This window comes from Edwardsiella tarda ATCC 15947 = NBRC 105688, assembly GCF_003113495.2.
GTDB lineage: Bacteria > Pseudomonadota > Gammaproteobacteria > Enterobacterales > Enterobacteriaceae > Edwardsiella > Edwardsiella tarda.
Window position 1 is genome coordinate 2,475,388 of record NZ_CP084506.1, and the last position, 21,480, is coordinate 2,496,867.

The 21,480-nt window shown below is 59.9% G+C and carries 20 protein-coding genes, 1 pseudogene and 1 riboswitch; of the genes and pseudogenes, 10 read left to right on the forward strand and 11 right to left on the reverse strand.

The window, feature by feature from the left end; translation table 11 throughout:
* Positions 1 to 492 precede the first annotated feature (492 nt).
* From DCL27_RS11510 to DCL27_RS11520, 3 genes are all read right to left on the reverse strand, one after another.
* Entirely contained in the window at positions 493 to 1,437 is a 945-nt protein-coding gene (locus DCL27_RS11510; protein ID WP_035596413.1) for a LysR family transcriptional regulator, read from the reverse strand.
* Positions 1,438 to 1,728: 291 nt separating this feature from the next.
* The gene (locus DCL27_RS11515) at positions 1,729 to 2,367 is read right to left on the reverse strand and encodes a DsbA family protein (RefSeq protein ID WP_005283688.1); all 639 of its coding nucleotides are present in this window, start codon (positions 2,365 to 2,367) and stop codon (positions 1,729 to 1,731) included.
* Positions 2,368 to 2,495: 128 nt separating this feature from the next.
* Positions 2,496 to 2,954 (reverse strand): inhibitor of vertebrate lysozyme family protein, encoded by a 459-nt coding sequence (locus DCL27_RS11520; RefSeq protein WP_005283686.1) that lies wholly within the window; start codon positions 2,952 to 2,954, stop codon positions 2,496 to 2,498.
* 168 nt (positions 2,955 to 3,122) lie between these two features.
* Between DCL27_RS11520 and DCL27_RS11525 the strand changes: the two genes are divergently transcribed.
* A complete protein-coding gene (locus tag DCL27_RS11525; RefSeq protein WP_035596415.1) occupies positions 3,123 to 4,007 on the forward strand; it encodes a hypothetical protein in 885 nt (294 codons plus the stop codon).
* A gap of 166 nt (positions 4,008 to 4,173) precedes the next feature.
* Here the strand turns inward: DCL27_RS11525 and thiD are convergent, their stop codons facing one another.
* From thiD to DCL27_RS11540, 3 genes are all read right to left on the reverse strand, one after another.
* Positions 4,174 to 5,001, reverse strand: a complete 828-nt coding sequence (thiD, locus tag DCL27_RS11530; protein WP_005283680.1) for a bifunctional hydroxymethylpyrimidine kinase/phosphomethylpyrimidine kinase — start codon at positions 4,999 to 5,001, stop codon at positions 4,174 to 4,176.
* On the reverse strand, positions 5,001 to 5,804 hold the full coding sequence (gene thiM, locus DCL27_RS11535; RefSeq protein ID WP_005296604.1) for a hydroxyethylthiazole kinase: 804 nt from the start codon (positions 5,802 to 5,804) through the stop codon (positions 5,001 to 5,003). Before thiM ends, thiD begins: the two co-directional genes overlap by 1 nt.
* Before the next feature lie 35 nt (positions 5,805 to 5,839).
* Positions 5,840 to 5,937, reverse strand: a riboswitch (TPP riboswitch).
* Positions 5,938 to 6,205: 268 nt separating this feature from the next.
* A complete protein-coding gene (locus DCL27_RS11540) occupies positions 6,206 to 7,861 on the reverse strand; it encodes an FAD-dependent oxidoreductase (RefSeq protein WP_005296607.1) in 1,656 nt (551 codons plus the stop codon).
* 153 nt (positions 7,862 to 8,014) lie between these two features.
* On the opposite strand from DCL27_RS11540, the gene DCL27_RS11545 reads away from it, so the two are divergent.
* Positions 8,015 to 8,311, forward strand: a complete 297-nt coding sequence (locus DCL27_RS11545) for an ArsR/SmtB family transcription factor (protein WP_035596417.1) — start codon at positions 8,015 to 8,017, stop codon at positions 8,309 to 8,311.
* On the opposite strand, the gene dld is transcribed toward DCL27_RS11545, so the two are convergent.
* Positions 8,308 to 10,032 (reverse strand): D-lactate dehydrogenase, encoded by a 1,725-nt coding sequence (gene dld, locus DCL27_RS11550; protein ID WP_035596419.1) that lies wholly within the window; start codon positions 10,030 to 10,032, stop codon positions 8,308 to 8,310. The two genes, DCL27_RS11545 and dld, sit on opposite strands and share 4 nt — an antisense overlap.
* A gap of 179 nt (positions 10,033 to 10,211) precedes the next feature.
* Here dld and queD point away from each other — a divergent pair, with 179 nt between their 5' ends.
* Positions 10,212 to 10,574, forward strand: coding sequence for a 6-carboxytetrahydropterin synthase QueD (gene queD / locus DCL27_RS11555; RefSeq protein WP_005283665.1), 363 nt, complete (start codon positions 10,212 to 10,214; stop codon positions 10,572 to 10,574).
* On the opposite strand, the gene DCL27_RS11560 is transcribed toward queD, so the two are convergent.
* Positions 10,575 to 11,705 (reverse strand): 3-phenylpropionate MFS transporter, encoded by a 1,131-nt coding sequence (locus tag DCL27_RS11560; RefSeq protein ID WP_005283662.1) that lies wholly within the window; start codon positions 11,703 to 11,705, stop codon positions 10,575 to 10,577.
* A gap of 274 nt (positions 11,706 to 11,979) precedes the next feature.
* On the opposite strand from DCL27_RS11560, the gene DCL27_RS11565 reads away from it, so the two are divergent.
* Complete coding sequence (locus DCL27_RS11565; protein WP_005283657.1) at positions 11,980 to 12,156, forward strand: hypothetical protein; 177 nt, start codon at positions 11,980 to 11,982, stop codon at positions 12,154 to 12,156.
* A gap of 43 nt (positions 12,157 to 12,199) precedes the next feature.
* On the opposite strand, the gene queE is transcribed toward DCL27_RS11565, so the two are convergent.
* Positions 12,200 to 12,871: a 7-carboxy-7-deazaguanine synthase QueE gene (gene queE, locus DCL27_RS11570; protein WP_035596426.1), complete on the reverse strand. Its 672-nt coding sequence runs from the start codon at positions 12,869 to 12,871 to the stop codon at positions 12,200 to 12,202.
* 231 nt (positions 12,872 to 13,102) lie between these two features.
* On the opposite strand from queE, the gene DCL27_RS11575 reads away from it, so the two are divergent.
* From DCL27_RS11575 to DCL27_RS11585, 3 genes are read left to right on the forward strand one after another with little or no spacing between them, the layout of a single operon-like run.
* On the forward strand, positions 13,103 to 13,702 hold the full coding sequence (locus tag DCL27_RS11575; RefSeq protein ID WP_005283650.1) for a HutD/Ves family protein: 600 nt from the start codon (positions 13,103 to 13,105) through the stop codon (positions 13,700 to 13,702).
* A gap of 46 nt (positions 13,703 to 13,748) precedes the next feature.
* Positions 13,749 to 14,666, forward strand: coding sequence for an SPFH domain-containing protein (locus tag DCL27_RS11580; protein ID WP_005283647.1), 918 nt, complete (start codon positions 13,749 to 13,751; stop codon positions 14,664 to 14,666).
* A complete protein-coding gene (locus DCL27_RS11585; protein WP_035596422.1) occupies positions 14,663 to 15,145 on the forward strand; it encodes an NfeD family protein in 483 nt (160 codons plus the stop codon). Before DCL27_RS11580 ends, DCL27_RS11585 begins: the two co-directional genes overlap by 4 nt.
* On the opposite strand, the gene cueR is transcribed toward DCL27_RS11585, so the two are convergent.
* Positions 15,099 to 15,512, reverse strand: coding sequence for a Cu(I)-responsive transcriptional regulator (gene cueR / locus DCL27_RS11590; RefSeq protein ID WP_005283641.1), 414 nt, complete (start codon positions 15,510 to 15,512; stop codon positions 15,099 to 15,101). The two genes, DCL27_RS11585 and cueR, sit on opposite strands and share 47 nt — an antisense overlap.
* Before the next feature lie 121 nt (positions 15,513 to 15,633).
* Here cueR and copA point away from each other — a divergent pair, with 121 nt between their 5' ends.
* Complete coding sequence (gene copA / locus DCL27_RS11595) at positions 15,634 to 18,378, forward strand: copper-exporting P-type ATPase CopA (RefSeq protein WP_005283634.1); 2,745 nt, start codon at positions 15,634 to 15,636, stop codon at positions 18,376 to 18,378.
* Between the two features lie 134 nt (positions 18,379 to 18,512).
* A complete protein-coding gene (locus DCL27_RS11600) occupies positions 18,513 to 19,325 on the forward strand; it encodes a TraB/GumN family protein (RefSeq protein WP_035599485.1) in 813 nt (270 codons plus the stop codon).
* An 82-nt stretch (positions 19,326 to 19,407) separates the two neighbouring features.
* Here DCL27_RS11600 and DCL27_RS11605 read toward each other — a convergent pair.
* Positions 19,408 to 19,596, reverse strand: a pseudogene (locus DCL27_RS11605) (GntR family transcriptional regulator); the annotation flags it as partial.
* 368 nt (positions 19,597 to 19,964) lie between these two features.
* Here DCL27_RS11605 and gntP point away from each other — a divergent pair.
* A complete protein-coding gene (gene gntP / locus DCL27_RS11610) occupies positions 19,965 to 21,308 on the forward strand; it encodes a gluconate permease GntP (protein ID WP_035599476.1) in 1,344 nt (447 codons plus the stop codon).
* Positions 21,309 to 21,480 lie beyond the last annotated feature (172 nt).

Genomic DNA, 21,480 nt, shown 5'->3' on the forward strand with positions numbered 1-21,480 from the left:
TTAGCAATACCCGATATTGATCACACTAAACCCGGCGCGTGCCGGTTATTATTGCCGCATAAGAAGCAATAACGAATAGCAATACTAGGAACCACCTCCTTGCCGGCCCAATCTCCCTTGGGCTGGTTTTCTTTTTTGTATTAAATATCTTATACCCTCACAGCATAATAATAACATGCTGTTTCTCAATGCCTTTTCAACAAGAGTATCATCTCACCCCTAATTACTCCGTTATTAGCCAGAGTGGCCAATATATTTAGTCATCCGGTTGATAAGTTATTTTATTAATTTATTGGTCAAAACAACCTGATTATTACGAATAATAGAAATAATCTGGAATAACTGAATCCGTTCAGCTAAAAATTCTCATGATATATGCTCATCAGAGGCCGCATTCCGCCTTCGGCAATCAATGAGACAGCAAGAGACTCATCCGAGCCCCTGCGGCTGATATCCCCTGATAGCCTCTCCCCAGCCATATTCTCTGCCTCCTCACGCCGATGGCACCGAGGCGCCAGGCATGCTGGCCAGCAGCAGATCCAACAAACTGCGAAACTCGGAGTTACGTAACGAAGACTTATTGTAGGTGAGATAGAGCGGCGACGTGGGGAGCGAGAACGTCGTCTCGACCACGCGCAGATTGAATAACGCCCCATAACGCCGCGCCACCTCTCGGGGCAACAACGTCAACAGATCGCTGTGACTGACGGTCTCTAGAATCGAGATAAAGGAGTCGGAACGCAATACGACGCGAGTCGCCGGCAGGGAGTCGCAGCAGACATCGCTATGATTCGCTCGTTGCAACAGGGCCATCCGCTCACTGGCGAGTTGGCTTTCGCTACAGCACTGCGCCATCCGGGGATGCTGATCGCGACAGACCAGCACCAGCGGTTGAGATGCCAGGGGGTGGCACTGCACCGCATGCGCACTCACCGCCGCAGGGCTGAAGACCACATCGACCTTGCGGAAGGTGAGCAGACTCTCGGCAATGGTGTCAGGGTTGGCATCACCATAGCTACTATAGTGCAATAGCTCATACCCCGCCCCGAGAGGTTCAAGGGCGGCGAGGGTGGCCGGCAACAGTTGTAATGCCAGGCAACACGGAGCAAAAATCACAAACTTACGCCGCTGCTTGGCCGAGAGGGTCGCATTCAGGGTATGATCGATCAAGGATAACCCCCGGGCTATCTGCTCATGTAAACACACCCCCAACGCCGTCGGCGAGATCCCCTTCCCCTCCCGCACAAACAGGGGATCGTCGAAGTGTTGCCGTAGCTTTTGCAGCGATTGACTCACCGCCGAAGGCGTCGTCCCCAATGCGGCGGCGGCACGGCTGACGCTGGTATAAAGAAAGACCATCTCAAAGACGGTCAATAGATTGAGGTCGAATCCTTTAAGATGTAATAGACCTCCGTGATTATAATACTCCCGAGCCATTTCATATCCTTATGTTTTTACACCATTTTTATTCGCAAAACCAGTTTGGACAGATTATACATTCACGCTAATAACTCAATATGTCATCAGCCATTAACGGGAGACGATCGCACGAATTCCCTATGCCACGATGAGCGCTAGGACGGTGCTGCGTGCTGAAGGTCTCGGCGGAGGGAGAGTACGGTCGAAGAACAGAGAGGGGATTAACACGTTAAAAGATAATGATGACAGCGCATCCTATACCAGCGTGGGGCTCGACACGATGAGCCGAGCCCCCTTAGCAGGCGATAATTACTTACCCTGTGCCAACAGGAACTTCACCACGTCGGCATATTCGCTACGGTACCCCTCGACGCTGGTTGCCTGCATCCCATCGTTTTTGATCTGGTACTTACCGGCGACAAAGAAGGAGGGGGTGCCACGCACGCCAAACTCCTTCACGGCGTTCTCCTGACGGGCGGTGAGCGACTTCACCACGAAGCTGTTCTGTGCGGCATCATACTCCGCCGCCGGGACACCGGCAGCGACGAACACCTGGCGAATATCGGCTGGTGAGTTGATGCTACGCGTCACCTGCACCGCATCAAACAGGGGCTTCTCAACCTTATCCACCACCCCTAACGCCTGTGCCACAGACCAGGCTTCGGTCAATGCCGCACCCTGTGGGCCAAGAAAGCTCACGTGGTATTTCACCACCTTCTCGCCTTGCGGCAGCACGGCATCTACCGCCTCGCCGATACGGTAAACGTTGGCGAATTGGTTACATGGCGGGCAATAGAAGGAGAAGAATTCGACCACAGGCGGCGCGCCCGGCACGGCCTTTTGCATGTCGGTATACTGCTTACCGGCCTGATATTCTGCGGCCTGAGCGGCGACGGAGCACAGTGCCAATAGGCCGACGGCGGCCTGGAAGAGTGTCTTTTTCATCATCAAATACCGTATCAAGTCAACTGATTGCGCAGATTAGCATCCTCGCCTGTCCCATCGCGCTCGGATTTACGATTAATTACACCGGATTACAGCGAGACATCGCTACACACTCACCGATAAACTTACGCTCATTGCCAATCAGGCTGCCCCTCTACCTGATGCATTAATAGTGCTTGTATCGTCTTATCCGGCTTGCCCAGCCACTGAAAACGCGCATAGCGCGACGGATGCAACATCGCGGCCTCGCTGTCCGGTAACATCACCCGCAGCCCCCACGCATGCCGACGATCGGCACTAAACACGACAAATAACTGCTGATTTCCGCAGTTATGCGGCTGACAGACACTCCCTACCAGGTAATCCTTCCCCTGCCAGGATAACGTCTGCGGCGGCGCCGAGGTCCCCTGCCCGCTGCGCACCCACGCCGGCAGGCCCTGTTCACCCTGCACCGTCTGACGCCAGACCGACTGGTAGTCCGTTTGCGCCATCACCTGCGCAAGCGAGGGCGCCATCGCCTCATCGGCCTGCGCCGGAACCCCGTACAACATCATCAGAGAGAAACAGGCACCACAAATAATTTTCACCATAATGCGAAACACCTCATTCAGAAAGGGAAAGGTATATTATTCCCTGCTTTTATCGCGCCGTCACTGGGCGAAAAAGTTGATCTAACTCAGAAAAGTACCATGAGAGCGGCCGTATAGCCGGCCTTTCAGGTAAGCTGACGCGCATACGATTCTCTGGGTAACCACACGATGAGCGACATGATCCCTTCCCCCTCACTCGCTCCCCTTGAGCGGGAGTGCTACAGCGCCGCCGATGCCGAACGGCTCGATGATCTGACCTGCGCGGCCATTCGTCAACGGCTCGCCTTTTTAGGCGACACGGCAACGCCCCAGGAGAGCTACCTGACCGGCTGGATGGGCGCGAATCCCTTGGTGATCATTCGCAACTACCAGGATAAACGCGGTACCTCCAGCGGCTTTCTGCTTTCTATCGGCGATGAATACCGCTTCAGCGTACAGACTATCACCCCACGCATCCCCAAACTGTTGCTCTGGGCCACCCTACGCACCAAGCCGAAAACCTTGCCACTGGTCGCACTGCAAAACCTGACCGCCGGCGATCGGCGTCTACTCCCCTACCGTAGCCTGCGCGACGACACGCTACGTAACAAGATGAACGACTGGTGGGCGGAGATCAACGACTACCTGGGCATCGCCTGCTGGCAGCAACGACAGGGTTATCCGCAGTGGCAAGCGTTGGCGGAGACGCTCAGCATCGCGCGCATCGATGCGGTGCAATCGTGGATCCAGCGTGATGGCCAACCCTTGGAGCAAGATGGCGACTATGCCGGACGCCGGTATGGCGATCTGTTTATCGCCAGTCGTGCGGCCAGCGAAGCAACCCCGTGGCCCTCGCTCCTGTTAACCGAGCACTCGGCCTCCGCACCGATCAGTTACCTGATCGGCTGGCTAGCGGATGAACAGGGACAGCCTCAACTGGCGCTGGCGCTACGCCCGCGTCCCGAGCAGCCCTTCTTCACCCTGAACCGCTTCGACGCCGCCCATCTCCAGCGCCTGAACGCCCTCATGACACACGTCTGGCGCTTGGCCATGCCGACGCCACCGCAGGCATAACCACGGGCGGCTCGGTGTATGGGGTAGAAAACGTATCAGCCGCGTGTTGACTCGACAGCGCAGCCAGCCGAGCTGAGTCCGCCACACACCGCCGGTAGCGTATTGCGCGCTACCGGCACCCCCTGCCTGCCAGGCGCGGGCCAGCGGGTGACGCGCCGCCTTCCCTTTACCACCAACGATAGAAGTGATGTACCGGCCCGATCCCCTGGCCGACCTGTAGCGAGTCGGCCGCCATCAAGGCGCCCTGCAGATACGCCTTCGCCGCCGTGACGGTGGCACACCAATCCGCATGGCGTGGACGCAATGCCGCCAACGCCGCCGACAGCGTACAGCCGGTGCCGTGGGTATGGCGTGTCGCCACCCTCGGGGCGCTAAAACGCTCGGCGATCCCCTCGCGCGTCAGTAACCAATCGGGACTTTCCACGCCCTGCAAATGCCCGCCCTTCATCAATACGGCCGGACAGCCTAACGCCAACAGGGCTTCGCCTTGGGCGCACATCTCCCGTTCATCACGCGCCACGGCGCACTCCAGCAGTGCGGCGGCCTCTGGCAAGTTGGGCGTGATCAAGGAGACCTGCGGTAACAACTGCTGCCGAATCGCGCTGACGGCCTGCGGCGCCAATAATGCATCACCGCTTTTGGCCACCATTACCGTATCCAGCACCACGTAAGGCAGCGGATAACGCACCAACGCCTCGGCGACACAGGTCACAATATCCGCACTGGCCAACATGCCTATCTTGGCGCTATCGATGCGGACATCGCTCAGCACCGAGTCCAACTGCGCCGCGACAAAGTCGGCGGCGATGGGGTAGAGCGACTGCACCCCGCGGGTATTTTGTGCCACCAATGCGGTGATCACACTGGTCGCGTAGGCCCCTAACGCCGAGAAAGCCTTCAAATCGGCCTGGATCCCGGCGCCGCCGCTGGGATCGGTCCCGGCGATGGTCAACGCGTTAATCCGCACGGCAGCATCGGTTATCGGTGACATCATCAGGCGACCTCCCCGCGTAACTGTTCCGGTTGTAGGCCATACAACGCATCCAGGAAGTGCGGCGTAAAGCTACCGGGGCCACGCGCCTCGCGCGCCGCCTGACGCCCGGCCACGCCCATCACCCGGCAGGCGCTGGCGACGGCCGTCAGACGATCCGCCTGCACGGCGAAGGCCGCCACCACGGCCGACAGCGCACAGCCGGTACCGACGACCCGAGTCATCACGGCATCACCACCCGCGATCTGATAGCTACGCACGCCATCGGTCACATAGTCATACTGCCCGGTCACCGCGACGATAGCGCCGCTCTGCTCGGCCAGCGCCTGTGCCGCCGGCAGGGCCGCCAGGGCGTCATCCTGGCTATCTACGCCGCGTCCACTAGAGGGCTGACCAGCCAACGCCAAGATCTCCGAGGCATTGCCCCGGATCGCCGCCGGGCGCAAACGCAACAGTTGACGGGCGAAGTCGCTACGGTAGGTCAAGACGCCGACCGCCACCGGATCCAGTACCCAGGGCGTGCCGGCCTGGTTCGCCGAGGCGATCGCCGCTAGCATGCTCTCCGCCCGCGCGTCATACAGGGTCCCGATGTTGATCAGCAACGCATCGGCCAAGGCGGCGAACTGGCGCGCCTCATCGGCCTGCACCACCATCGCCGGGGCGGCGCCCAGCGCCAGCAATACGTTGGCGGTGAAGCTTTGTACCACTTCGTTGGTCAGGCAATGTACCAGCGGGGCTCGCTGGCGCAGGGTGAGTAACGCCTGCGCGCACAGCGCATCAGGCAAAGGGGCAGGTTGTACAAACATCGTGTGTCTCCCAACCGGCGCGAAGAAGGCGGCGCGGTCAGGCACCGAGACTTCCCTACGCTGGTATGATCCAGATCAGGTAATACGGGTAAAATCTCAGCCCACGCATGCGTCGGCACCCCGAGTCATTAAAAATCAATATATTATATTTTAACTACACATAAATCTTCAGCAGGATAATACCCGGGTGCGCCATTGTAAATGCGCTTCTCGTGCTCTACGCCGCTCCGAGCGCGGGGCGTCGAGCCACGCGGGATCCCGCTGACGTCAAGGTCAGGCCAATGCTGAGGCAAGTCACGTACGCTAGCGGCGGGGCGGGCCAGATCCCGCCCCCTTAGCCGCCCGCTGCGCGTAAGGGGACGAGGCCGATGTTACCGCTCGCGGGCAAGGCGAGCGGAAGCTTAAGATTGAGCCGCCAAGACGCGTCGGTAAGTGATATAACCACCGGTCAGGTTGCGGGCGCGGAAACCATGCTGCACCAGCAGGCGATAGGCGACGTGACCGCGCAGCCCAGACTGGCAGCCGATCAGGATCTCTTTATCTCGCGGGAGCTCATCCAGACGCGCGCGCAATTCATCCAGCGGGATATGCCGCGCCTGTGGATAGGTGCCAAACGTCGCCAACTCCTCATCGCTGCGGATATCCAGCAGGCACTGACGAGCGGGATCGCGCTGCTCCAGATCGGCGACATGGCAGATGGCGGTATCGCCGCACAGCACGTTGTTCGCCAGCATACCCGCTTGATTCACCAGATCGCGCGCGCTGTTATAAGGCGGCGCATAACACAGCTCCAGATGCTCCAGATCGGCCACCGTCAACCCGGCACGCTGCGCGACGGAAAGCACATCGATACGCTTGTCGACCCCCTCCTTGCCCACGGCCTGCGCGCCGAGGATCGCCCCATTGCGTGGATCGAAAATCAACTTCAGCGAGATGGGTGTCGCGTGGGGATAGTAACCGGCATGGCTCGGCCCATGCACAAATACGGTCTCATAGGGACGCTGCTGCCGCCGCAACAACTTCTCGCTCAATCCTACGCTGGCGACGGTCAGATCGAAGATCTGACACACCGAGGCCGCCTGACTCCCACGGTAGTGGCTAGCACGCCCCAGCATGGCGTCGGCGGCGATCCGCCCCTGACGATTAGCGGGTCCAGCCAACGGCACCAACGGCGGCAATGCCGCGTCGAAGGGAGGCGCCTCGACGGCGTCGCCCACCGCATAGATATCGGGCGCCGAGGTACGCATGCCACTGTCGACGCGGATGCCGCCGCTGGCGCCCAATGCCAGGCCGGCGGCTTGGGCCAGGCGACTCTCCGGTCGTACCCCGATGGCCATGATCACCATGCCGCTGACCAGCTCGCTGCCCTCGCTCAGGGTCAGATGCAACCCCGCCTCACACGGCATGATCGCCTGCAACGCGGTCTGTAGACGCAGATCGACAGCGTTGGCGCGCAGCGTCTCATGCAACGGCACCGCCATCTCCCCATCCACCGGCATCATCACCTGCGTCCCCATCTCCAACAACGTCACCGCCAGACCGCGCCGACGTAACGCCTCGGTCACCTCCAAGCCAATAAAGCCACCACCGACCACCGTGGCATGTTTTACCGTATGGCTGGCGATGTGGGCCAGGATGGCATCCATATCATCGATGCTGCGTAGCGCGAATACCCCCGGACTCTCGATACCGGGCAAGGGAGGCAGCAGCGGCGCGGCGCCGGTGCTCAACAAGAGACGATCGTAAGATTCGCGGTAAACTTGCCCGCTGGTCAGATCGCGGACCTCGATGCATTTCCCCTGCACATCAATCGCCAGCACCTCGTGACGTACCCGCACATCCAGATTGAAGCGCTGACGGAAGTCCTCTGGCGTCTTCAACAGCAGACTGGCACGCTGCGGGATCACGCCGCCGATATGATAAGGCAGGCCACAATTGGCGAAGGAGACGTAGCGTCCGCGCTCCAAGACAATGATCTCCGCCTCTTCCGCTAATCGTCTCGCCCTCACCGCCGCCGATGCCCCACCAGCGACCCCTCCGATAATCACGATTTTCATCCGCTCACCTCATCATATTCATTCATCTCACCGGCCAGCACGCGCCATCGCGTTGCAGCGATACCCTTATCATTATACAATAGTATATAATGTTAATTTGTAAACCGTTGAAGGGAAGAATGACTGATGCCCTCATCCGTATCTGCGCGACGAATGCAACAGGCCGCGGCCGGAACGGCGGCGATTCTGCGCGCCCTCGCCAATCCTGACCGCCTGCTGTTAATGTGCTGCCTCAGCCAGCACGAGGCATCGGTCGGCGAGCTGGAGGCAGCAACGGCGATCGGACAGCCGACACTCTCCCAACAACTCGGCGTATTGCGACGCCTGGCGCTGGTCGAGACCCGGCGCGAGGGCAAGCAGATCTTCTACCGTATCGCCGATCCTCGTACCCTGACGCTGCTGGAGACGCTACATCAACTGTACTGCCCCGCGCCGAGCGACCCCGCCTAGTGGTGACCATCGCACTGCCAATGGCGACATTTGCTGGTCTTGCCAATGCCAGGATTCAGCGTGTTGGTCGGGTCTTGGCGCCGGTAAAAGTCACGCAACGGCGCCTTGGCCGAGTAAAGATGACCAACATTATGCTCCGCCGGGTATTCGGCACCACGCGCATCCAGCAATGCCAGCATCTGCGCCTTGATCGCCGCCACATCGGCCCCCTTGCGCACGATGTAATCCTGGTGGAAGACATGGCACATAAAATGGCCGTAATACAGGCGATGTAGCAGGTTTTGCGTCAACTCCGCGGGCAACTGCTCGAACCACTGGCTGTCATTGCGCCGTAACGCAATATCCAATGCCAGGATATCTTCGACCTGATCGCTATGCACCGCCTGGTAACGGATGGCGGCACCGGCGGCGGCGAAACGATGCAGGAAAGCCTTATTGCCCTCCTCCGCGCTACAGACAAAGAACGCCCCTTCCGCCTCGGCAAAGTAGCGTGTTAACCACTGCTGAGCCTCCTCGATGCCGTCTCCAGCCATCTTCAACAAAAGATGGTGTTGATAGCGATCGCGATACTGCTTCAGGCGCGGCGGCAGATGGCTCGGCCACAGGCGGCTCAAGCCTTGCATGGTGCGATCCAATAGATGAGAGGGCAGCAAGGGCACCTTCTCTGTCAGGGCATCGATGCGCCCCTTGAGATTGAAGAAAAACGGCATGCGATCCGTCCCCAACTTCTCGATCATCAAGAAGGTATCTTTGCCATAACGCTCGGCGATATCGAAAATATCACGGTGCATATACTCGCCGGCGACCGGCAGGTGAGTAAAGTGGGCCAGGATATGGCGCCGTAACGCGCTCAATACCTCGGGCTTATTGGTGCCGATGTAAAACACCTGCTGGCGTGGCTCGGCGGGGAAGGTATCCAGACGCACGGCGAAGACCGCCAGCTTGCCGGCACAACCGGAAGCCTCGAATAGACGGCACTCGTCGGCGTTGAAGCGGGCTGGCGTGTCCGCGTCGATCTCACGCACCCGTTGGGCATAGTCATGATCGGAGGCTTGACGCTCATCATGCTGCACCGCCTCATCATCATAGCGTCGCTGCTGCAGATTGGTCAGGATCGTCTCTGGGGTGTCACCCAGGGCAATCCCCAGATGATTGATCAACTCCGCCTCGCCCCGTTCGTTAACCCGGCCATACAGCGCCATCTCCGTATAGGCCGGACCACGCTGTACCAGTGCCCCACCGGAATTATTGCAGATACCCCCGATCACCGAGGCGCCGATGCACGAAGAGCCAATCACCGAATGGGGTTCCCGTCCCAGCGGCTTGAGCAGACGCTCCAACTGCCACAAGGTCGTGCCCGGCAACGCCACCACCTGACGCCCGCCATCCAGGAGCTGGGCGCCATCCAAACGTAGGGTATTGATGATCACCAGTTCACGATCATAGTCATCGCCGTGCGGGGTCGAGCCTTCGGTCAGGCCCGTATTGGCAGCCTGCATCAAAATGATGCGATCGGCCTCGACACAGGCTTTAAACACCTGCCACATCGCCAATAATGAGGTGGGAAATACCACGGCCAGCGCACGCCCTTGGCCGGAGCGAAAACCTTTACAGTAGCGCGCCATCTTGCGCGCCTCGCTTAACACGGCGGAGGCGCCGACAATGGCACGTAACTGCGATAACAACATTTCCGCAGGGGGAGACGAATGATCATGCGGCATGACAACACTCCTGTGACAGACATGAGGGATGCCCACAGAATAGTGCCACGCGCCAATAATTAACAAAGAAAAAACAGAATAATGCAAGACCGATAACACAATCTATGCATACGCGACGAAACTACCCCCTCACGCCGCTTTGCGTTACCATGCGTCTCTTTTCGTTATGAGGCGTCACCATGACCACTACCCTGTTTAAAGAGTTTCAGTTCGAAGCGGCTCACCGTCTGCCGCATGTGCCGCAGGGGCATAAGTGTGGCCGTTTACACGGTCACTCGTTTCTGGTGCGCATTGAGATCAGCGGTGAAGTCGATCCCCACACCGGTTGGGTAATGGACTTCGCCGATCTGAAAGCGCGCTTCCAGCCGATCTACGATCAGCTGGACCACCACTATCTCAACGAGATCACCGGACTGGAGAATCCGACCAGCGAAGTGTTAGCGCACTGGATCTGGCAGCAGCTCAAGCCCCGCCTACCGTTGCTGAGCGCCGTCATGGTGAAAGAGACCTGCACCGCGGGCTGTACCTATCGCGGCGCCTGATCAGCGTACGCCGGGGCGAAGGAACAGCACCGGCGTCACCAACAACGCCATCAGGTAGAACGTCGCACTCGGGCTATATTGGTAGACCACACCGGCCAGTACCGTCATCAACGCCACGCTTCCCCCCATGCCCAACGCCGAGTAAACCGCCTGTAGACGGATCACATCGCCCCCCTGACGTGCAGAAATAAAGCGCATCGCCGCCAGATGACACACGGTGAAGGTTCCGGCGTGTAGGATCTGCATCGCCACCAGCCAAGGCAACGCCGTCGTGGCCCCCATCATCACCCAGCGCAGCAAGGCGCACAGGCAAGAGAGCAGCAACAGACCAGACACCGTCCAGCGGCGGAATAGGCGATTGCTCAGGGCGAAGATGATCACCTCGGCGACCACCCCCAGCGACCATAGATAGCCGATCAGCGAGGCGGAGTAACCGGCTTGGCTCCAGAACAGGGTACTAAAGGCGTAATAGCCGGCGTGCGCGCCCTGCAATAATGCACAGCACAACAGGAAGCGCCATACCGCCCCTTCGCGTAACAAGATGGGCCACGGGGTAACCTGGGCCGCCTGCTGTGCCGGGCCATCCAGGGGAGGCCTGGCAGGCCGCGGCAACATGCCCAGCAACATCGCCAGCAACCCCGCCAACAAGCTATAGAGGATGGCCTGATGGCCGAAGGCGTTGACCAATTCGCCCGTCACCGCCGAGCCAATGATAAAGGCCAACGACCCCCACAGACGGACCTTGCCGTAATCCAAGCCGATCTGGCGCTGCCACGTGGCGGCTAACGCATCGGTGAGCGGTACCAATGGGCCGTAGAACAGACTGAAACCGATCATCACCGCCAGCAACCAGGCCCAGGCGTTACCTAACATGAAGGCGACACCGGCGAACAGGGCAATCAAGGTCACCAGGCGCAGCGCCACAATCAGTTGCGAGGTTTTCTTCACCGCCGGCGTGATGAAGAGACTGCCGATAAAGCGAGCCCCCATACCGGCGCCCAACAACACACCGATGGATTCCGGGGCGACGCCCTGATCCTGCAGCCACAGGCTCCAGAAGGGCAAAAAGACGCCGAATGAGAAAAAATAGGTGAAATAACTAAGTCCTAACCAACCCGCCGATGGCAACATAACCTCTCCTTGCCCGCGTACGTCGCCGTCGCGCTCTCCCGCCGGCCGCCCGTGCGCGCTGAAAATAGCCGCCTACTTTAGCCATCCGTCCGATGTCAGGCAAACGATTATTCGGCGTACGGGCCTGCTTGCCGGCGACACCCCGAATTTTCATCGTGCACACGCCGATAACACAAGAAATGAGAGGGGTAACGGTTTTCGGATATTCCCTGCTTCACCTTCGCGGGCGACGCGCTATCATGCGCCGGTAATTAATCCATCAGGAGCGTATACCGTGACGCAAAGCCCGCACTCCGACTACCGTCAGATCGATGCCCTCAAGGCGGAGATCAATGAGCAACTATGGATGATTGAGATGGATCTCAGGCCTGATCGCCAACCCGCATCACCGGCTCACCCGGCCGGTACGGCACCGACTCCACGGCGTTCGGCCACCCCCACCCGGCGTTAACCCTTCACCGCCCGTATCCCTACGGATACGGGCGGCTGCCTCGTCACACGATATGTAAATACTTGTGCGTCTGCATCGAGAGACGCCAGTTACGCGCCAAGCAGGTGTCGATACACAGACGGGTCGCCCCCTCCTTACAGGAGATCGGTTGTAACGCCACCACCTGTGGCAGCGCCTCCCCTAAGGTCGCCAACAAGGCGTCTAACGCCGCAATATCACGCTCTCTGGCGACCGGATGCTTGATTTCATTGGCGCGGCGTAGTGCCGAGGTCAGCACCGCCATGCCCCCGCACATCGCGACTTTCGGCGATACCGTCACCCAGGTCTGCTCGCTACAGCGCACCGGCTGGGTGCCACTGGTTTCGATCTGACACTGATAGCCCGCCTGCTCCAACGCCAGCGTCAGCGGCAGTAAATCATGTAGGCATGGCTCCCCGCCGGTGATCACCACATGGCGCGCCGCATAACCGCGTTGTTGCAACAGCGCACACAGGGTAGCGACATCGGCGCTGGCCCAAGCATCGCTCTCGGCGGCCTTCTCCACCACCTGCTCCAGCGCGACCTGACGCACCGCATCCTGCTGCCAGGTATGCTTGCTGTCACACCAGCTACAGCCGACCGGGCAGCCCTGTAAACGAATAAAAATGGCCGGAAGGCCGGTATAGAAGCCCTCGCCCTGCAGGCTGTGGAATATTTCATTGATTGGATACTGCATCGCTCTGCCTTTCTGTACACCGTTGCGGGCGGCCATTGTGGCAGATTTCACGCCGAGCACCAAACCAGCGGCAGCCATACGCTACAGCGACAATGGCTGCCATCGAGGACAACTATTTGACGCATTGCATGCCATTGTTCACAAAATAGCTATACATTATAGAGATGGCCGGGACGCCTGCGTCCCACAGGATCACGCCGTCGTGCGGCCCCGTTGACAGGACAGAGAGCGATGAACCCGTGGCAAATTCACCGATTGAGTGATTACGCGATCCAACCCTGGCACAATGGCCAGGGCCATACCCGTGAGATCATGCGGGAAGATAACCGCAGCGGCACACGTTTCCGCTGGCGCCTTTCGATGGCCGACGTCACCCACGACGCGCCCTTCTCCCACTATGGGGGCTATCAACGCATCCTCTCGCTACTCGAGGGCGACGGCCTGGCGCTGACCATCGACGGTACGCCGCAGCCGATGTTGCATTGTGGCGATATCGCGCGCTTCTCCGGCGATAGCCGGGTCACCAGCCAGCTGTGTGACGGAATGGTACGCGATCTCAATCTGATCTACGATCCGCGCCACTATGGCGCTCGGCTGCAATGGCTCGCCATCCGTCCCGAGATGCCACCGTTGCGCTGCCACGCCAGCACCATCCTGCTATTCTGTCGCGAGGGCGCGGTGACCCTGACGCCGCTCGGCGCGGCCAAGGCGCTGCACCTCGAACGCTACGATAGCGCCACCCTGATCACCCCCTGTCCCCAGACGCATAGCCTGGATCTCAGTGGCCACGGCCAGTTGGGGGTCTTCGAACTCACGGCATTCCCCGAATGAGGCCACCCGGCCTCCTGATGAGAACGATACGCGTAAGGAGCCAGCTATGTTTACTGTCTTTCCCGTCTTAGTGGTGGTCGCGCTGATCATCGTCTGGTCGGCGATCAAGATCGTCCCACAGGGTTATCAATGGACCGTCGAGCGCTTCGGGCGCTACACCCGCCCCCTGATGCCGGGCCTGAATCTCGTGATTCCGTTTATGGATCGCATCGGCCGCAAGATCAACATGATGGAGCAAGTTCTCGATATTCCCTCGCAGGAGGTGATATCGAAAGATAACGCCAATGTCACCATCGATGCCGTCTGCTTTATCCAGGTAATCGATCCGGCGCGTGCCGCCTATGAGGTGAGCAACCTCGATCAGGCGATCATTAATCTGACCATGACCAACATTCGTACCGTACTCGGCTCGATGGAGCTGGATGAGATGCTCTCCCAGCGTGACATGATCAACAGCCGTCTGCTGCAGATCGTCGATGAGGCCACCAACCCCTGGGGGATCAAGGTGACGCGTATCGAAATCCGCGATGTGCGTCCACCGGCTGAGCTGATCGCCTCGATGAACGCCCAGATGAAAGCCGAACGGACCAAACGTGCCGACATCCTGGAAGCCGAAGGGGTGCGCCAGGCCGCCATCTTGCGTGCCGAGGGGGAGAAACAGGCGCAGATCCTCAAGGCGGAAGGGGAGCGGCAATCGGCCTTCCTCCAGGCCGAGGCGCGCGAACGCGCCGCCCAGGCCGAAGCCCAGGCCACCGCCATGGTGTCCCAAGCGATCGCCGCCGGTAATGTGCAGGCGATCAACTATTTCGTCGCACAAAAATATACCGAGGCGTTACAGCGCATCGGTGAATCGCAAAACAGCAAGGTGATCATGATGCCGTTGGAGGCCAGCAGCCTGTTGGGTGCCGTCGGCGGGATCAGTGAACTGCTGCGCCGCGAAGGCGACAAGGATTGTCGGCCATGATGGCCTATCTATTCGCCAACCCGCACGGTCTATGGTTGACGCTGGGCGGCCTGTTGCTGGCCGCCGAGTTACTCGGCGCCGGCGGCTATGCCCTGTGGAGCGGCTGCGCCGCCCTACTGGTCGGCCTGTTGCATTGGCTGTGGCCGTTTGGTTGGGAGACGCAACTCTCCCTGTTTGCGCTATTGACGGTGATCAGCGCCCTACTCTGGTGGCGCTGGCAACGACATAGTGGGCGCGAGGAGGCGCAGGATGGCGCCCTGAATCAACGCGGGCGCCAATTGATCGGCCAACGCGCGACGCTAGAGCAACCGCTGGTCAACGGCCATGGTCGCCTGCGCCTGGGCGACAGCAGTTGGCGCATCACCTGCCAACAGGATCTCCCGGCGGGGCAGTGTGTGCAGGTACAGGCCGTCAGTGGCATCACCCTCGAGGTTATTCCTTGCCCCCGGAGCGATGATGGCAACCCGCCAGGCCATTGATGATCGGGCAATCGGCGCTGTCATCACCGGGGCAGGCCTGAGCCAATGCCGCCAGACGGTCACGCATCGCTTGGAGATCACGAATATGTTGCTCGATCTCCGCGACTTTCTGCAGGGTACGCTGCTTGACCTGTGCGCTATGGCGGTGTTCATCGTGAAACAAGGCCACCAGCTCACGGCACTCCTCCAGGGTAAAGCCGACCTGACGCGCCTGGCGCAATAGCGTCAGCTCTTCCAGATGCCGCGCCGCATAACGGCGGTAGCCATTCTCCCCACGTAGCGGTGCGGTAACCAAGCCCTTCTCTTCATAAAAACGGATCGCCTTGCTACTCAGACCGGTTTTTTTCGCCACTTCGCTAATATTCATCCCTTCCCCTTGACCTTAACCTTGCAGGAAGGTTTAAGCTTAAACGCAATTGAGAACTACGCCAAACCCTAAGCGGCCTGGCCGCATCGTTGACGAATCCTTCGCGAGAGAGGTTTATATCATGTCACAGACACAATTATTCGCCTTGCAGGGTCTCTCCTGCATGAACTGCGCCAAGAAAGTCAAAAACGCGTTAGAGGCACGCCCCGATGTGGAGCAAGCCATCGTCGCCACCCCGCGTTACGCCAAGGTTAGCGGTAGCGCCGACGCCGCCGCGATCATCGCCACCGTCGAGCAGGCCGGCTACCAGGCCACACTCGCCACCCAACCGACGCAACGCCTGGCGCTGAGCGAACTGAGCTGCGGTCACTGCGTCGCCAGCGTCACCAAGGCGTTGGAGGCAGTCGCGGGCGTCGACGCCGTCATGGTGACGTTGACGCAAGCCGATGTCTACGGCCAGGCCGACAGTAAGGCTCTGGTCGCCGCCGTGCAACAGGCCGGCTACCAGGCTCAGCTCATGGAGGAGGGGTCACACCCAAAATCTGAGCCGCTGCCCCGTACTGATACGGTAATGCCGGAAACCTCGGCAGCGGCTCCGCAATCCACTCCGGCCACCTCCGTCGTCGCGGCGCCTCAGGCGAGCGGCGACGATGATGACAGTGTTCAGCTGCTGCTGGAGGGCATGAGTTGCGCCAGCTGTGTGCTGAAGGTGCAAAACGCCCTGCAGGCGGTTCCTGGGGTCGAGCATGCCCGCGTCAATCTGGCCGAGCGTAGCGCGTTGGTCAGCGGACACAGCTCGCCGCAGGCATTGGTCGAGGCGGTGCAGAAGGCGGGATACGGCGCCGAGGTGATCCAGGATGAGAGCGTGCGCCGCGCCCGTCAGCATGAGAGTGCCCAAAAGGCGGTACGCGCCTTCCGCTGGCAGGCCGCCATCGCCCTGGGGGTAGGTCTGCCACTGATGGCCTGGGGGCTGTTCGGCGGCTCGATGACGCTGACCGAGCAGAGTCGCACGCCTTGGCTGATCGTCGGCCTGGTGACGCTGGCGGTGATGATCGGCGCGGGCGGCCACTTCTACCGTAACGCGTGGCGTAGCCTGATGAATGGCAGCGCCACCATGGATACCTTAGTGGCGCTGGGCACCGGCGCCGCCTGGCTCTACTCCATCAGCGTCAACCTGTGGCCCGAGATCTTTCCGCCGGAGGCGCGCCACCTCTACTACGAGGCCAGCGCGATGATCATCGGTCTGATCAACCTGGGTCACGCCATGGAGGCGCGGGCGCGTCAGCGCTCCTCCAGCGCGCTGGAGCGCCTGCTGGATCTGACACCACCGACCGCACGCCTCGTCACCGATGAGGGCGAGAAGAGCGTGCCGCTGGCCGAGGTACAGCTGGGTATGACCCTGCGTCTGGTCACCGGCGATCGCGTGCCGGTCGACGGGGAGATCCTCTCCGGCGAGATATGGCTTGACGAGGCCATGTTGACCGGCGAACCGATCGCCCAACAGAAAGGCCCCGGCGATCGGGTGCATGCCGGTACCGTGGTCACCGACGGCAGCGTATTGTTCCGCGCCGCCGCCATCGGGAGCCAAACGACCCTGGCGCGCATCATTAAGCTGGTGCGGCAAGCGCAGAGCAGTAAACCGGCCATCGGCCAGTTGGCGGATCGCATCTCGGCGGTATTCGTACCGACGGTGGTCGCCATCGCCGTGTTCAGCGGACTGATCTGGTACTTCTTCGGTCCGGCGCCGCAACTGATTTACACCCTGGTGGTGGCGACGACGGTATTGATCATCGCCTGTCCATGCGCCCTGGGCCTGGCGACGCCGATGTCGATTATCTCTGGGGTTGGCCGCGCCGCCGAACTGGGAGTATTGGTGCGAGATGCCGACGCGCTGCAACACGCCAGCGAACTGGACACCCTGGTGTTCGATAAGACCGGGACGCTGACGGAAGGGATGCCAAAGGTGGTCGCCATCGAGACCTTATTGGGGCACAGCGAGGCGCAGGTACTGCGTTGGGCCGCCGCGTTAGAGAGCGGCTCGAACCACCCCTTGGCGCGTGCGATCACCGAACGCGCCGCCGGAGAAACGCTACCGGAAGTCAGTCAGTTCCGTACCCTGCGCGGACTGGGTGTCAGTGGCGAGGCTGAGGGACATACCCTGCTGCTGGGCAACGCCGCGCTGATGCAAGAGCAGGGCATCGACATCACCGCCTTGGAGCGCCTGCTGGAGCAGCAGGCGGGGCAAGGTGCGACGCCGGTCCTCTTGGCCGTCGACGGCCAGGCCACCGCCCTACTCGCCATCCGCGACCCGCTGCGGAGCGACAGCGTCGCCGCCCTGCAACGCCTGCACGGCATGGGCTATCGCCTGGTGATGTTGACGGGGGATAACCCGATCACCGCCCAGGCCATCGCCCGCGAGGCGGGGATCGACCAGGTGATCGCCGGCGTACTGCCAGAAGGTAAGGCCGAGGCGATCAAGACGCTACAACGCGACGGCCATAAGGTGGCGATGATCGGCGATGGCATCAACGACGCGCCGGCGCTGGCTCAGGCTGACGTTGGGATCGCCATGGGCGGCGGGAGTGATATCGCCATCGAAACGGCGGCCATCACCCTGATGCGTCATAGTCTGTCTGGCGTGGCCGATGCGGTGGCGCTGTCACGGGCGACGCTGCGCAACATGAAGCAGAACCTGCTGGGGGCGTTCGTCTACAATACCCTCGGTATTCCGATCGCCGCGGGGGTACTCTACCCGCTGACCGGTACCCTGCTCAGCCCGGTGGTGGCCGGAGCCGCCATGGCGCTCTCCTCCATTACCGTCGTGAGCAACGCCAACCGTCTGCTGCGCTTCACCCCGAAAGGGTAAGCATGCCGACATGCCGCACGAAGATAAAAAGCACCGGAATCCGGTGCTTTTTTTCCTTCATCAGGTAGCATGAAATAATTAGCATAGCCTGTAACGCTGCCCGCTCCATGTGGCAGCTCCTTGCCGGAGGCACCATGTTCCACCGACTACGGCGTCTGGCGGTCCGTTTCGGGCTGCTGTCTGCCCCACGCTACCCCTATCCGGCCTGTGATGTCACCTTGCCCGGCGCTATTCGGCTGCATCTGGTCGCTAGCATTCACATGGGCAACGCGGCGATGTCACCGCTACCGGCCGCACTATTGCAGCGCGTCGCGCAGGCCCAGGCGCTGATCGTCGAGGCAGATATTACCCGCGCCGACAGCGCGATCACCAGCGAAGCGCAATCCCTCTCGTTGGCGCAACGCCTCGATGCGGCACGCTATGACGCGCTACTGCGCCGCTGTCGAGAGACCGGGCTGGATGCGAGTCAGCTGGATCGCTTTCCCCTATGGCGCTGTGCGCTACTGCTCCAGGCGCAACAGGCGCAACAGCTAGGATTAAACGGTGAGTTCGGTATCGATTACCAACTGCTGCTCGAGGCACAACGCGCCCCCCGCCCGATCATCGAACTGGAAGGGGCACAGAGCCAATTAGCAATGCTGCATCGCTTACCGCATCAAGGACGCGATCTGCTGGATGACACCCTGACCCACTGGCAGAACAACGCGCGTCTACTGCAAACCCTGATCGGCTGGTGGCTAACGCCGCCCCCGGCGCTGCAAACGCCGCTGCTGATGACCTTCTGCCCAGATCTGGCCGATGTCTTGATGGCTCAGCGTAACCGCGCTTGGTGTCAACAGCTACGCACCCTCCCCCCCGGCGACTATGTGGTAGCCGTCGGCGCCCTGCATCTCTTCGGCCCGCAAGGGTTACCCGAGTTGCTGGCCGCCGACGAGGGCGCGAGATAAGACGTCACCTACGCCCCCCAACCGGCAGCAAAGCTTGTGCCGAGCGGCTTATCGCCCGCACCGGCGACATGACGAGCGACATTCAGACGCTGAGCCGATCTAACCGCCAAGTGTCGAACAAATAGCCATCGACGTCGATCGCATCGACATCGGAGAAAACTCCGGGACGCGGCTTGACGTTTTCCCGCGGTTGCCACATGGCTAACTTGATGGCCAGCGCGTCTTTCTTAACCGATACCGCCAAGATCTGGCGGTGCTCGGCCAGCCAGGCCACAACACGGTGCCGTGTCCTAATCTTTCTCTCCATCATTGGTCAACCAATAACAACTAATTTGGTTTAACCATTCATAGTCAGGTTGCTATAAAGAATTTATATACTCTCGTGCGTTGAATAATAAATAGCGCCAAGACAGAAAAAACAAGTTAACCCTAAACTAAAACAGAAAGATTAATCAATTTAATATTTAATTGAATTATGCACATAGCGAAGTAACGTCCTATTTCGTGAAATAGGGGAGCGATGATGAAGTTTCATGATAAGTGCATAAATTGGTGTGACAAGCATCGCTTTATTGGTCAACCAAATAACGTTAGCATAGCCACCAATTTAAAAGCAGGTAAATTAAAGGCAGGGATTTAATGCACATATTAAATATATTATGGGTCGTCTTCGGCATTGGTTTAATGCTGGTGCTCAACCTCAAATTCCGCATCAACTCCATGGTCGCGTTGTTGCTCGCCGCGCTGTCCGTCGGGATGTTGGCCGGTATGGATCTCATGGCGTTGTTGCATACCATGAAGTCCGGCTTCGGCAGCACGCTGGGCGAATTGGCGATCATCGTCGTCTTCGGTGCCGTCATCGGTAAGCTGATGGTCGATTCCGGTGCAGCCCACCAGATCGCCCATACGCTGCTGGCGCGCCTCGGGCTACGCTACGTACAACTGTCGGTGATCATCATCGGCCTGATCTTTGGCTTGGCGATGTTCTATGAGGTGGCCTTTATCATGCTGGCGCCGCTGGTGATCGTGATCGCGGCGGAGGCGAAGATCCCCTTTCTGAAACTCGCGATCCCGGCCGTCGCGGCGGCCACGACGGCGCACTCGTTGTTTCCGCCGCAACCCGGTCCAGTGGCGCTGGTTAACGCCTATGGCGCGGACATGGGTATGGTCTATCTGTATGGTATTCTGGTCACCATCCCCAGCGTGATCTGCGCCGGGATCATCCTGCCGAAATTCCTCGGCAACCTGGAGCGGCCAACACCGGAGTTTCTCAAGGCCGACGTCCCCGTTGACCGCACGAACCTGCCCTCCTTCGGCGTCTCGATCCTGGTACCGCTGATCCCGGCGATCATCATGATCTCCACCACCATCGCCAATGTGTGGTTGGTGAAAGGAACCCGCCTCTGGGAGATCGTGAACTTCCTCGGCTCCTCACCCATCGCCATGCTGATCGCCATGCTGGTAGCCTTTGTCCTGTTCGGCACCGCGCGCGGACACGACATGCAATGGGTGATGAATGCTTTTGAGAATGCGGTGAAGAGCATCGCGATGGTGATCTTGATCATCGGTGCGGGCGGCGTGCTAAAACAGACCATCATCGATACCGGCATCGGCGATACCATCGGCATGCTCATGTCCCACGGTAACGTCTCCCCCTACATCATGGCTTGGTTAATCACCGTATTGATTCGTCTGGCGACGGGCCAGGGTGTGGTCTCCGCCATGACGGCGGCAGGGATCATCAGCGCGGCGATCCTCGACCCGGCGACGGGACAACTGGTCGACGTTAACCCGGCGCTGCTCGTCCTCGCGACCGCCGCCGGCTCCAATACCCTCACCCACATCAACGATGCCTCATTCTGGCTGTTCAAGGGGTACTTCGATCTCTCGGTGAAAGACACGCTGAAGACCTGGGGCTTGCTGGAGCTGGTCAACTCCGTGGTCGGTCTGATCATCGTATTGATTATCAGCCTGGTGGCATAATGCATGTTGCACAGCGGAATCCGCCGCCAGAGAGATAAAAAAAGGCCAATATCACTATTGGCCAGTCAAAGAGGAATTCAACATCTTATTATTATGCAGACTCGCCTAACGGCGAGTCTGTTGTCTTTATAGGGTAACAACCGTCGTGCGCCACTGGCAACCGTTATCGGCC

Bases quoted from the DNA above. Each gene is read 5' to 3' on its own strand.
- queE (WP_035596426.1), bottom strand. From the start codon at position 12,871: ATGCAGTATCCAATCAATGAAATATTCCACAGCCTGCAGGGCGAGGGC.
- cueR (WP_005283641.1), bottom strand. From the start codon at position 15,512: ATGAATATTAGCGAAGTGGCGAAAAAAACCGGTCTGAGTAGCAAGGCG.
- DCL27_RS11510 (WP_035596413.1), bottom strand. From the start codon at position 1,437: ATGGCTCGGGAGTATTATAATCACGGAGGTCTATTACATCTTAAAGGA.
- DCL27_RS11525 (WP_035596415.1), top strand. From the start codon at position 3,123: ATGAGCGACATGATCCCTTCCCCCTCACTCGCTCCCCTTGAGCGGGAG.
- DCL27_RS11580 (WP_005283647.1), top strand. From the start codon at position 13,749: ATGTTTACTGTCTTTCCCGTCTTAGTGGTGGTCGCGCTGATCATCGTC.
- DCL27_RS11545 (WP_035596417.1), top strand. From the start codon at position 8,015: ATGCAACAGGCCGCGGCCGGAACGGCGGCGATTCTGCGCGCCCTCGCC.
- DCL27_RS11515 (WP_005283688.1), bottom strand. From the start codon at position 2,367: ATGATGAAAAAGACACTCTTCCAGGCCGCCGTCGGCCTATTGGCACTG.
- DCL27_RS11600 (WP_035599485.1), top strand. From the start codon at position 18,513: ATGTTCCACCGACTACGGCGTCTGGCGGTCCGTTTCGGGCTGCTGTCT.
- queD (WP_005283665.1), top strand. From the start codon at position 10,212: ATGACCACTACCCTGTTTAAAGAGTTTCAGTTCGAAGCGGCTCACCGT.
- copA (WP_005283634.1), top strand. From the start codon at position 15,634: ATGTCACAGACACAATTATTCGCCTTGCAGGGTCTCTCCTGCATGAAC.
- dld (WP_035596419.1), bottom strand. From the start codon at position 10,032: ATGCCGCATGATCATTCGTCTCCCCCTGCGGAAATGTTGTTATCGCAG.
- gntP (WP_035599476.1), top strand. From the start codon at position 19,965: ATGCACATATTAAATATATTATGGGTCGTCTTCGGCATTGGTTTAATG.
- thiM (WP_005296604.1), bottom strand. From the start codon at position 5,804: ATGTTTGTACAACCTGCCCCTTTGCCTGATGCGCTGTGCGCGCAGGCG.
- DCL27_RS11520 (WP_005283686.1), bottom strand. From the start codon at position 2,954: ATGGTGAAAATTATTTGTGGTGCCTGTTTCTCTCTGATGATGTTGTAC.
- thiD (WP_005283680.1), bottom strand. From the start codon at position 5,001: ATGATGTCACCGATAACCGATGCTGCCGTGCGGATTAACGCGTTGACC.
- DCL27_RS11540 (WP_005296607.1), bottom strand. From the start codon at position 7,861: ATGAAAATCGTGATTATCGGAGGGGTCGCTGGTGGGGCATCGGCGGCG.
- DCL27_RS11575 (WP_005283650.1), top strand. From the start codon at position 13,103: ATGAACCCGTGGCAAATTCACCGATTGAGTGATTACGCGATCCAACCC.
- DCL27_RS11585 (WP_035596422.1), top strand. From the start codon at position 14,663: ATGATGGCCTATCTATTCGCCAACCCGCACGGTCTATGGTTGACGCTG.
- DCL27_RS11560 (WP_005283662.1), bottom strand. From the start codon at position 11,705: ATGTTGCCATCGGCGGGTTGGTTAGGACTTAGTTATTTCACCTATTTT.